3 protein-coding genes and 1 pseudogene are annotated in these 12838 nt (G+C 67.8%); 3 read left to right on the forward strand and 1 reads right to left on the reverse strand.

Features of this window, described 5'->3' with window-relative positions:
- Positions 1–229: 229 nt before the first annotated feature.
- A pseudogene (locus ACFWNV_RS33115) lies at positions 230–1138 on the forward strand (DeoR/GlpR family DNA-binding transcription regulator); the annotation flags it as partial.
- Between the two features lie 30 nt (positions 1139–1168).
- On the opposite strand, the gene ACFWNV_RS33120 reads toward ACFWNV_RS33115, so the two are convergent.
- On the reverse strand, positions 1169–4297 hold the full coding sequence (locus tag ACFWNV_RS33120; protein WP_383954219.1) for a DNRLRE domain-containing protein: 3129 nt from the start codon (positions 4295–4297) through the stop codon (positions 1169–1171).
- A 581-nt stretch (positions 4298–4878) separates the two neighbouring features.
- Between ACFWNV_RS33120 and ACFWNV_RS33125 the strand changes: the two genes are divergently transcribed.
- A complete protein-coding gene (locus tag ACFWNV_RS33125; protein WP_383954221.1) occupies positions 4879–12171 on the forward strand; it encodes a ricin-type beta-trefoil lectin domain protein in 7293 nt (2430 codons plus the stop codon).
- Positions 12165–12560: a hypothetical protein gene (locus ACFWNV_RS33130; RefSeq protein ID WP_383954223.1), complete on the forward strand. Its 396-nt coding sequence runs from the start codon at positions 12165–12167 to the stop codon at positions 12558–12560. Before ACFWNV_RS33125 ends, ACFWNV_RS33130 begins: the two co-directional genes overlap by 7 nt.
- Positions 12561–12838 lie beyond the last annotated feature (278 nt).

Consider the following 12838-nt stretch of genomic DNA (forward strand, 5'->3'; position numbering starts at 1 on the left):
TGTCCCCCTGGGGATAAAACCCTCCACCCCCCTTTTGTGCGTCGGGTTTTGGGGGGGGGGGGGGCCCCCGCCGGGGGCGGCGGGCGGGGCGCCCCGACCGCGTATACCACTAGTTGCCCTACGGTATGGACAACTTCGGAATTCCGGCGCAAAGAGCTGAAAGCAGATGGTCGTTGGGGTTACTGTCAGTTTCGTGTTCGCTGCAGAACGTCGCCAATTGATCCTCGAAATGGTGCGGGCCAACGGAGCGGTATCGCTCCGGGAGCTCGCCCGCGTCGTCCAGACCTCCGAAGTGACCGTACGGCGGGACGTGCGGGCACTGGAGGCAGAAGGACTCCTCGACCGCCGGCACGGCGGTGCGGTACTGCCGGGCGGTTTCACGCGTGAATCCGGCTTTCCGCAAAAGTCCCATCTCGCGACGGCGGAGAAGACCGCCATCGCCGATGTCGCGGCCGGACTCGTCGAAGAAGGCGAGGCCGTGGTCGTCGGCGCCGGCACCACCACCCAGGAGCTGGCCCGCCGGCTCGCCCGGGTGCCCGGACTCACCGTCGTCACCAACTCGCTGCTCGTCGCACAGGCGCTGGCCCATGCGAACCGGGTGGAAGTGGTGATGACGGGCGGAACCCTGCGGGGGTCCAACTACGCGCTGGTCGGCAGCGGTGCCGAGCAGTCCCTCCAGGGGCTGCGGGTCTCGCGGGCCTTCCTGTCCGGCAGCGGCCTCACCGCCGAGCGCGGGCTGTCCACCTCCAACATGCTCTCCGCGAGCGTGGACCGGGCGCTGGTGCAGGCCGCGGCGGAGGTGGTGGTCCTGGCCGACCACACGAAGCTCGGGACGGACACCATGTTCCAGACCGTGCCGACCGATGTGATCACCCGGCTGGTGACGGACGAGCCGCCCGCGCACGACGACCGGGCCGGTACGGAGCTGCAGGCGCTGGCGGACCAGGGCGTGCAGATCACCGTGGCCGGAGCCGCGGGTGCCTCCGGCGGGGAGTCGATGGCCGGGCGCCGCCCGCGCCGGGAATCGCCGCTTCCGGTCCAGCGCCGAGGTGGCCCGACGGCCCAGCTGCGCAGTGCGGCGCCGCCGTTGCACGAGCAGCAGGCGGAGCGGGCGCGGGTCGCGGACATGCGGCGCCGCTGTTCGTACGGGTCTGCGGGTCGGGCCCGGTTATCCGATGGTGAGGAAGGTGTTCCAGCCGTCCTCGTCGCGGCCGCTGGCTGCGCCGACGGTGGTGGCACCGCCCGCGTAGAGCCACTGGTAGCCCTCGGTGCCGGAGCCGACGGCCCAGATGTCGGGGATGCCGTCGCCCGTCGCGTCGGACGTCCCAAGGAGCATCGGGATGGGGGCGCGGAGCCAGCCGGTGGTGGAGTAGGTGTTGTCGATGCCGTCGGCGGCGTTGGCGGCGAACTGGAGCGAGGTGAGGTCGGCTCCGATGCCGTTGGGGCCGGGCTTGCCCTTGCGCAGGGCGAGGGTGCGGTTGGCGTTGGAGTTGTCGCGGAAGAGGAGGTCGGGGACCTTGTCCCCGGAGACGTCGCGGACGCCGACGAGGTCGCGGGCGGCCCAGCCGGTGGCCATCTTGCGGTAGGAGGCGAAGCTGGAGCCGGTGTAGCCGGAGAACGCCCAGAAGGCGTCGGCGTCCAGGGCGAACAGGTCGCCCAGGCCGTCTCCGTCGGCGTCCTCGGTGACGATGATCTGCCGGAGGGTGGAGGCGTCGGGTGCGCTGCTCGGCATCTGCATTTCCTGGCGGCGGCCGACGTCGAACTGTCCGGTGCCGGTGCCGGGGTAGATGTAGATCTTTCCGTCGGGCATGCGGGCGATGAGGTCGGTGATGCCGTCGCCGGGATGCCAGTCGGTGGCGTGTCCGATCAGCGCGGGCGTGGTCCCGGACGGGTCCTTGAAGTAGCCGGGCGCGACGGGCTTGCCGTTCTCGACGGCGCCGGGGATCCAGGCGTCGGTGTCGCCCTTCTTGTCACCGGCGTAGGTGCGCAGGTTGCCGTCCTTGTCGATGGCGAGGATGTCGGGGCTGCCGTCGCCGGTGACGTCGCCGGGGGTGTCGGTGCCGGGACGTGCCTGGACGTAGAAGAGGTACTCGGTCTGGGTGGAGACGTTCCCCGAGGTGCCGACGGTGCGGACGTAGAGGACGTTGGGTCCGGCCAGGTCGGCCTGGAGTTTGATGGTGGCCAGGTCGGTGCCGGCACCGGGGGTGATCTTGTTGTCCCAGGTGGGGTGGTTCAGGGCCCACTGGTATTCGCGGATGCTTCCGGCGGGGGTGCCGTTGCCGCGGATTTCGATGCTCTGGTTGGGGGTGCTCGCCGGGTTGACGCTCCACTCGGCGCCGTCAGGGCCGGGGACGGGGAAGTCGGTGGACTTCACCGCGGGGCTGGCCGGGGCGACGTGGTCCACGGTGAAGGTGCACCAGCCGCCGCCACCGGAGTCGGCGGGTCCGGAACCGGGGGCGCCGTAGCCGTCGGAGTCCACGGCGCGGGCGAGCCAGAAGTACTTGCGGCCGGAGGTGAACTTCGCCCACGGCACGGTGCGGTTGACGGTCTGGTCGCTGTTGACCGCGATCCACTCGTTGTGGACGTTCGCGCCCGAGGCCGCGTCCCAGACCTCGATCTGCAGCTTGCTGAGGTTCCCGTCGCGGTCCGTGCCCTTGACCTGGAAGTTGATGTCGGTCTTACCGATGCTGGTGCCGTTCCCGCTGGTCAGGCACGCCCCACCGGGGCTGGTGTTCATGTTCGAGGCGACCGGGATGTCGGGCGGGGTGTTGTAGGTGATCTCCAGGTACGGAGCCGACTCACCGTTGGCGAGGAGCTTCTTCCAGTAGTACGAGTCCGACTCGTTCGGCGCCTTGAACCCGAGGGCGAGTCCCGTCCAGCCACTGCTCGCGGCCTGGGTGACCAGGCCCTTGATGTCGGGGGCGACCCAGTTGTCGGGGCAGGAGGAGTTGTAGCCGTAACCGGCGTCCTCCGAGGCCACCTTGTTGCCCCACCAGCCGGTGGTGTTGTTCCACGTACTGGAGGAGGTCACCAGGTAGGTGGAGTAGATGTCCACGGGCTTCTTCGTGCACGACCACGAGTAGGTCTGCAGAGCACGCACGACCGCGGTACGGATTCCCGCACCGTGGAGCTGGCTGCCGAACTCGAAATTGAAGATGGAGCGGGAAGTTCCACCGGAACTCGACTCGTAACCGACACGCGCCTCGTTCGTACCCGACGCGTTGTAGTTCTGGCCGTTGTAGAAACTGCTGCCGCCGGCCGTCTTGTAGAGCAGCGACCAGGAATTCTTGCGGCCCTTGAACGACGGGTCCACGAACACCGGATATACGGTGTCCGCCGCATTCAGCAACGCCGTATCGGGCTTCAGCGAGAGGGTGCTCTCGGTGAGGGAGGCTGCGGCGACTGAAAGGTGCGCGCCCTCGGCACCGGCCAGACCCTTCAACCCCAGGGTCGGGTGGTCTTTGGCGGCTTTCGGGGGCTGCCAGGCGGGAACGTCATCGGTGGTGGCGACCTTGCCCGTCGAGTCCCACATCAAAGGCGACGGCGAACCCGCGACTTCCTCGTCCTTGGCATCGCGTGCGCTGAGCGCACCGGACTCGGCGTCCAGCTGGAACTTCAGATCCGCGGAGGCCAGACGGTAGTTGATCTGCGCGAGCAGCGGGTTGGCTGCGGCCTGCTTGTCCTTCACGACCAGGAGGTGCGAGTAGCCGCCGTCCTGGGCGGTCATCACCAGGTCGATGCCGGGGCGGACGTTTTCGTAGAGGGCGCGGGGGCCGTCGATGACGGGGGCCGGCAGCACGCCCGGCCAGCTCACCGCCATGTCATGACCGTCGACGTTCAACCGGACCAGCTCGGTCCATACCTGCCCCGGCTCGTCCACCGTCAGCGCCGAACGCACCACACCACGCGAGACACCACGCGAGGCCCGCGCGTCCGCGGCCGCCGTACCGGCGCTGAAGACGACTGCCCCGTTCACGGCCTTGGCCGCGTAACCGGCCTCCGTCTTCGCCAGGTTGGTGTCGATCGGCTTCCACACATCGCCGACCTTCGCCCGTACCGCCGAGCTGAAGACCTGCTTCCTGAACGACCCGTCCGGCTGCGCCCAGGTCGTCGTGTTCGGACTGCGCTCCGCCGTGACCTCGACTTCCTTGCCGGTCTCCTCCGCCTGCTTGCGGGCCTCCGGGGCCGCCAGCGGCCCGGCGGCGTCCTTCACCACGGGCTTGTCGTCCTGGACGTCGTCCCCGCGCAGCTGCACGCCGACCGGTACCGCCACCGCGAGTGCGAGCAGTGCGGCCACGCCCCCGAGATTCCTGCGACGCCGGAACCACGGACGTGCGGGTGCGTCGGCCACGCTGTCGGCCGCACCCTCGGAAACGGCTATCGGCGGTCTTCCGCCTTTGGAGCCACTCAAAACCACGACGGTCCTCTCCCCCCTCGGGCTCGCGCTCGCGCAGCCTTCGGTACTCGCAAACGACTTAGGCAATCAATTCCGGAACGCGAAAGTCCGCTCCCCGCGCACCCTTCGCGCGACGGACGCGCGAGTTGAGCATGGGCCATCCGTTCGCGAAGGGCACGCCTGAAAATCGGCGAACACCCTGCGCATTGGGGTGGGTTTCCATCGGTTGTCGCGGGATTGTGCATGTAGGGAGGTGATAAACACCACATGAATAAAGCGAGCTTGGTGTTTCAGGTCGCAGGGCCACAGAATCGGTGGACTATGTCAGTCTCCTGCCGCGCGCGCGTTTTCGCCGTAGCGGCAGATCGTGGGGGGTCCACATGTCGCCGTTGTCGGCGGACAGATTTCGCCTGCCCGGAAATGGAAAGGCGCGCACTCAACGTGCGCGCCTTGCCGGGCGCATAGGCATCACGGTCTCCGTGATGCTGGTTGCATCCCTTCTGCCCACCCAGTCCTGGGCCGCTCCACCGGGCAACCGGGCGGGAGTCGATCTGCCCGGCCTGCAAACGGACTTGAAGGCCAAGCTCGACAAGATCGAGGCGGCCAAGCTCGAAGGATGGTCCGGCGCACCGGCCCAACCGCCCGCGGATTTCGAGCCGTCCAAGCTGAACCCGCCCGCCGCGGGAACGGCGGACGTCGCCCTGACCGGTGACCAGCTCGTGCAGGCCGGGTCCCTGCCGGTGAGCATCGGCAAGGCTTCGCCGACCGAGAGCAACCCGACCCCGCCCGCCCCGTCGGGCACGTGGTCCGTGGGGGTCGAATCCCGCGCCGCGACCGAGGCCGCCAACATCGACGGCGCCCTCATCAAAGTCACCCCGCCCGCCGACGCCTCGACCCCGGTCGACGTCCAGCTGGACTACAGCCAGTTCAAGGACCTCTACGGGACCGACTGGGCGACCCGCCTGGAGATCAAGCAGCTCCCCGAGTGCTTCCTGACCACTCCGCTGCTCCCGGAGTGCAATACGACCAAGACGGTGCCCAGCACCAACGACCCGGCGACCGGCACCGTCCGTGCGACGGTCGACCCGGCGACCGCTCCGGGACAGGGCATGCGCACCATGGCCCTCGGGGGCGGCGGACCGATGGTCCTCGCGGCGTCCGACTCCGGGAAGGGACCGGGCGGAACGTACAGTGCGACCCCGCTCGCGCCCTCCGGCAGCTGGTCCTCCGGCGGCAACAGCGGTGACTTCTCCTGGTCTTACCCGCTGACCATCCCCGAGCCCCCCGCCGGGCCCGCGCCCAAGATGGCCTTCACCTACTCGTCGCAGTCCGTGGACGGCAAGACGTCCGCGGCCAACAGCCAGGGCTCCTGGATCGGTGACGGCTGGGGGTACGAGCCGGGCTACATCGAGCGGCGCTACCGCTCCTGCTCGGACGACCTGAAGGCCGCGCCGGGCAAGCCCAACAACGACAACTCCACGGACAAGAAGAAGGGCGACCTCTGCTGGGCCGGCGACAACATGGTGATGTCGCTCGGCGGCAGCACCACGGAGCTGGTCAAGGACGCCACCTCCGGCCAGTGGGTCCCCGCCTCCGACGACGGTTCCAAGGTCGAGCGCAAGACGGACGCCACCATCGCCAACGGCGCCAAGGACGGCGAGTACTGGGTCGTCACCACGCCCGACGGCACCCGCTACTTCTTCGGCCGCCACGACGTGGACGGCGCCGGCACCCGCGCCGTGACCGACTCGGTGTTCACCGTCCCGGTCTTCGGCAACCACTCGGGCGAGCCCTGCTACCAGGCCGCCTTCGCGGATTCCTCCTGCGTGCAGGGCTGGCGCTGGAACCTCGACTACGTCGAGGACGTCCACGGCAACGCGATGATCGTCGACTGGAAGAAGGAGACCAACCACTACGCCAAGAACGAGAAGTTCCAGGCGAAGGTCCCCTACGTCCGCGGCGGCTACCCGAGCCAGATCACCTACGGTCTGCGTGCCTCCAACCTCTCCGGCGCCCCGGCGGCCAAGATCGAGTTCACCCTCGACGAGCGCTGCCTCAAGGAGGGTTCCGCGAAGTGCACGGACACCGAGTTCGAGTCGAAGAACTACGGTGACAAGCAGGCCTGGTGGGACACCCCGTCGGCCCTGCACTGCAAGGCCGACGCCAAGGACTGCTTCACCACCTCGCCCAGCTTCTGGACCCGCAAGCGCCTGACCGCGGTCACCACCTGGGGCCAGCGCACCGAGGGCTCCACCGCCCTGTCCCTGGTGGACCGCTGGAGCCTCACCCAGTCGTTCCCCAAGCAGCGCACCGACACCCACCCGCCCCTGTGGCTGGAGTCCATCACCCGGACCGGCTACGGCACCGGTAAGGACGAGGGCGGCAACCAGCTGAGCGTCACGCTGCCGCCGGTGACCTTCCAGGCGAACCTCGTCGACATGCCCAACCGGGTCGCGACCGGCCCGAACGACGCCACCCCGGACTTCGACCGCCTCCGTGTGGAGACCATCCGCACCGAGACCGGTGGCGACGTCTACGTGGACTACTCCGCCCCGTGCGCGGTCGGCACCACGCACCCTAAGCCGGAGGAGAACACCACCCGCTGCTTCCCCGTCCACTGGTCGCCCGACAGCGAGCTGGAGAAGCCCCCGCTGGCCTGGTTCAACAAGTACGTCGTCGAGCGCGTGGTCGAGAAGGACCGCGTCGCCCGCCAGCCCGACGTGGTCACCAGCTACACCTACGAGGGTGACCCGGCCTGGGCCAAGGACACCGACGAGTTCACCAAGCCCGAACTGCGCACGTACGGCCAGTGGCGCGGCTACGCCTCGGTGCTCACCAAGAGCGGCGCGACGGCCAACGCGGGCCAGAGCGACGCAACGGTCGAGGCGCAGAGCCGTACGCGCTTCTTCCGCGGCATGTCCGGCGACGCGGGACGCGCGAAGATCACCGTCAAGGACTCCACCGGCAAGGAGACCCTCGGCGAGGACCTGCCCCAGTACCAGGGCAGCGCCGCCGAGGCCATCACCTACACGCAGGCCGGCGGCGCCGTCGACAAGCGCGTCCTGACCTGGCCGTGGAGCCAGAAGACCGCCACCCGCCCCCGCGACGGCACCACGCCGCTGGAGGCCTACCGCAGCAACGTGTCCCGTACGGACACGATCCAGACGGTCAGCACCGGCTTCCGCGTCGGGCGGTCGCTGAACACCTTCGACGCCACGTACGGACTCCTGACCTCGGCCCAGACCGAGACCCGCGCCGAGGACGGTGCGGGCGCGTCGGTCGTGGGCGACCAGAGCTGCACGGTCACGACCTATGTGCACAACACGACCAAGCACCTGATCGGCCTTCCCCAGCGGGTGCGGGCCACCACCGGCGACTGCGCCCAGGCCGCCACCGCACCCCTGGTCTCCGACACGCGCACCTCCTACGACGCGCTCAACGCGTTCGGGACCGCGCCGGTGAAGGGCCTGCCCTTCCAGGTCGAGAGCAACGACGCCGCGGGCACTGGCTGGACGCCCACCGCGCGCTCCGAGTACGACGCGCTCGGCCGCACCGTCAAGGTGTACGACCCGGCCGGCAACGCCACCAGCACGGTGTTCACCCCAGCCGCAGGCGTCCCGTTCAGCACGAAGACGACCAACCCCGCCGGTCACACGAACAGCGTCAAGGCCGATCCGGGCCGCGGCACCGTCCTGGAGACCACGGACGCCAACGCCCGCAAGACCACCCTGGCCTACGACAGCCTGGGCAGGACCACGGCCGTCTGGACCTCCTCGCAGAAGACCACCGACCCGGCCGCGCAGACCTTCGACTACCAGATCGGGGAGCAGCAGACGCCGGTCGTCACCAGCCGGACCCTGCGCGACAACGGCACCTACGCCAGCTCCGTGACGATCTACGACGGCCGCCTGCGGCCGCGCCAGACGCAGGCAGACGCCCTGGGCGGCGGGCGCCTGGTCACCGACACCCTCTACAACCAGAACGGCACGGTCAGCCAGACCAACAACGGCTACTACGCGGAGGGCAAGCCGGACGACAAGATCTTCGTCCCGGAGACCGTCTTCCACGTTCCGAACTCCACGAAGACCGCCTACGACGGTCTCGGACGTGCCGTCCGCGTGACGACCCTGTACGCCGACGTGCCGCAGTACTCCAGCACGAGCAGGTTCGAAGGCGACTGGACGCTCACCCGTACCGGCATGTCGCCCGACGGCACCACGCCGCTGTCCGGCAGCCGCGCGGCCAAGACCTGGACCGATACCTCGGGCCGGATCTCGCTGGTGCAGCACTACACGGCGACCGACCTCACGACCTGGAAGGACACGCGCTACACCTTCGACCGGCGAGGCAAGCTGGAGAAGGTCACCGACCCCGCCGGGAACAAGTGGGCCTACACCTACGACGCCCGCGGCCGGAAGACCTCGACCGAGGACCCCGACACCGGAACGTCGACCTACACGTACAACAACCTCGACCAGCAGGTCTCCGTCACCGATTCCGGCGGGCGCACCCAGTTCACGACGTACGACGTACTGGGCCGCACGACCGAGCTGCGCGACAACGCGGCGGACGGCCCCCTGGTCGCCTCGTGGACGTTTGACTCCCTGGCCGGCGCCAAGGGGCTGCCGGTGACCTCCACCCACTACGAGGGTGCGGTGGAGTACAAGAACGAGGTCACCGGCTACGACGCCGAGTACCGGCCCACCGGCACCAAGATCACGATTCCGGACGTGCCCGCCACGAAGGGGCTGGCGGGCACCTACGCCTACAGCACGACCTACACCCCGCGGGGCAAGGTCCAGTCGACGACGGTGCCCGCGACGCCGGGTGGTCTCGCGGCGGAGAAGCTGATCACGCGCTACGACGCGGACGGCATGCCGAAGACCTTCTCGGGCCTTTCCTGGTACACGTCCGACACCGTCTACAGCCCGTACGGCGAGGTCCTGCGCACGGCATCCGGCAATGCGCCGAACCAGGTGTGGACCACCAACCTGTACGACCGCAACTCGGGCCGGCTCCAGCAGGCCATCAGCGATCGCCAGACCGCCAACCCGAACCGGATCTCGGCCCTCTCCTACACCTACGACACGGTCGGCAACCCGACCTCCATCACGGACACCCAGACCGGCGGCCGGGTCGACCGCCAGTGCTTCACCTACGACGCGGTCGGTCAGCTGACCAAGGCCTGGACGGCCAAGAGCGCGAACTGCCCCGCCCCGAGCCTGACCGAGGTCACGCCCGGTCCGGACGGTGACGGCCACTGGCAGGAGTACCAGTTCGACCTGATCGGCAACCGCACCAAGCTCGTCGAGCACGACCTCACCAACGCGGCCCTGGACGACGAGACCAAGTACACCTACGGCGTCACCGTCGCCGGGAACGGCGCCCTGCCGCCCACGACGACCCAGCCGCACGCCCTCGCGAAGGCCGAGAAGACCCTCAAGACGGCCAATTCGACGGTCAATTCGCTCTCGACCTACGAGTACGACGCCTCCGGCAACACCAAGACCCGGAAGATCGGCGGCGACACCCAGAACCTCACCTGGGACCGGCGCAACAAGCTCACCACGGCGAGCAGCCCGGGGATCGGATCGGCTTCGGTCGTCGGCATGGCCGGCAAGTGCCTCGACGTCCAGTCGGGCTCCCTCACCGACGGCACGCCCGTCCAGATCTACCCCTGCAACGAGACCAAGGCCCAGCAGTGGAAGCTGAGCGGCAACACCGTCCAAGCCCTGGGCAAGTGCCTGACGGCCGACGGTCTGTACGCCCGTCTCGCGACGTGTGACGGAAGCACCAAGCAGGCGTTCACCTACCGTCCCGCCGACAAGACGCTCTACAACGCCGCGGCGAACGCGTGCGTCACCGTTCCCAACGACAATCCTGCCGACGGCAACGACCTCCACATCTACGCCTGCGCCGCAGGCGGCGTCCCGGCCCAGCAGTGGAGCTTCGACAACACCACCACGTACATCTACGACGCGGCCGGCAACCGCCTGATCGAGGAGACCGGAAGCTCCCGGACCCTCTACCTCGGCGAAGCCGAGATCACCGTCGACAAGACCGGCCGGGCCGTCGACGCGGTCCGCTACTACGGCGGTCCCGGCGTCACCACCGTCCGCACCACGTACGGCCAGGCCACGGGACACAAGCTCAACGTCATCCTGTCGGACCACCACAACACGGGCACGGCTTCGGTCGACCAGTCCGCCGGTCAGAAGGTCGTCCGGCGCAAGACCGACCCGTACGGCAACACCCGGGGCGGGGTGGTGAACGACTGGCCCGGCAGCCGTGGCTTCCTCGGTGTCGGCATCGACGACACCTCGACCGGCCTGACCCACATCGGGGCCCGCGAGTACGACGCGACCAACGGCCGGTTCATGTCGGTGGACCCGATCATCGACATCACCGACCCGCTCCAGATGAACGGCTACACGTACTCCAACGGCAACCCCGTCTCCAACTGGGACCCGTCGGGCATGGCGCTGGAGGAGTGCGCCAGCGGCATGTACGTGTGCGGCAACCGCGGTACGACGATCATCAGCGAGGGCAAGCGGTACGACCAGATCGTCTCGCAGAACAGGGCCACGGAGCGACAGCAGGCCATCAACCGCCAGTACCGTCAGCACTACGGCGGGGGAGTGGCGGCCACGGCCCAGCAGTCGTACGACCGCGCGGTGGAGAAGTTCACCTCGGGCCAGAAGATCGTCCGCAACACCAGCAACACGTCCAAGGACGAGTTGCGCAGGATGATGGTCAAGTACGACCCGACCAGCGGAAATGTTTCCAAGCAGGTCGCGTACAAGATGTGGCTGTACGGGGCCTCCATAGAGGAAGTCGAGTACTTCAGCGGTCACTACTGTGACTTCCTGTCGTGCAACTCGCCGGTCGAGGCGCTCCTCAGCGGCAAGAACATCGACACTCCCCTGTACGAGGCGACCTCTGGCGAGCTCATGGGGATGGCCTTCGGTGCGGGTCTCGCCTCAAGGGTCGGTGCGGGTGGCCTGAAGGGGAAGGCCCGGCCGAAGTTCTGCGGGGCGAACAGTTTCGTCGCTGGCACCCACGTCCTCATGGCCGACGGCTCCACCAAGCCGATCGAAGAACTCGAACCCGATGACCGGGTACTCGCAACGGATCCGGAATCAGATGAGACGGCGGCGAAAGCCGTCACCGCCACCATCCTCACCGAAGACGACAAGACCTACGTGGACATCTCCGTCTCCACGGACGACGGAAAGCGCAACATCACCACCACGGGCCACCACCGTTTTTGGTCGGAATCCGAGCACACCTGGCTTGAGGCCGACCAGCTGAAACCGGGCATGACCCTTCGCTCGGAGGAGGGGGCGGCTGTCACGGTCGCCGGCACGCACGTCTACCAGGCGACCGCTACGACGTACAACCTGACCGTCGAAGATCTCCATACGTACTATGTGCTGGCCGGAGTCACTCCGGTCCTGGTCCACAATGACGGTGGCGCTCCGGATGTCACCCGTATCCAAAATCTCCAGGGAATGCGGCTGGACGACGCTCACGACTACTTGGAGAGAAATGGATTCACCCTGAAGAGCTGGTCCGACGGCAAAGGCGGCAATGGCGGATACTTGACCTATCAGGGCGGAGATGGCGGCAAGGTCACCATCCGAGACAGTGACGGTCGGGTCACTCGCACCTCCGTCATCGACAATGGCCCCAACAAGAAGAACGGGGTCCAGCGCTGGGATGAGAGTGGAAACAAGACGCTGTCCCACGACCACGGAGAAGCTGTCAAGTGCTGAACGACGAGATGCGGGCGGAGTGCGCTCGCCTCAATGAATATCTGTCGGCATACGAAGGACACTTCGTCGACGGCGTTTCCTTCTTTGCCTCCGGAGACAGAGACATGCTGGAAGTGCGACTCCTAGGAGAGGCCGAACGTCCCTCAATAGTTCTTCATCTCGAAGGAGTTCACGCCTACTCCCTGCAGAAGCCAACGGACTTGGACGGGGCGTTCGCCGACTCCCTGTCCGTGGCTGAGCTGCCTGCCGGCGACGCACCCTGGCCGGCTGGTGCTGAGGGGTTGCTGAAAAGGCACTCCGGGCTTCCTGATCTGTACCTCGTCGAGCTCAATGGGCCCTTCTGGCTTGTCGCTGCAGCCAGCGTCCTGACCGTGTCGGCAGCGATTTAGGCAACCCCGTTTCCGGTATACCGGAATGGACGCAGGTCTCACCGAGAACCCGGGAGAGACCTGCGTTCATTCCGGGGCATGGGCGGGGTGGAACGGTCTGTATCGCAGCGGCTGACGGTCGTAGAGAGCATCTTCTGTTCCGCCATCGGGGCAGGGAGTGGATCCAATTGCTCTGTGCTGCCTGAGGAAGTGATGGCTGCAGGGCCAATCACCGCACCGAGCAGTGATTGGCCCGTCCCCGCCGATCATCGCGGTCACAACACGAAGACGGCCTGCTC

Source organism: Streptomyces sp. NPDC058401 (genome assembly GCF_042722885.1).
Taxonomy (GTDB): domain Bacteria; phylum Actinomycetota; class Actinomycetes; order Streptomycetales; family Streptomycetaceae; genus Streptomyces.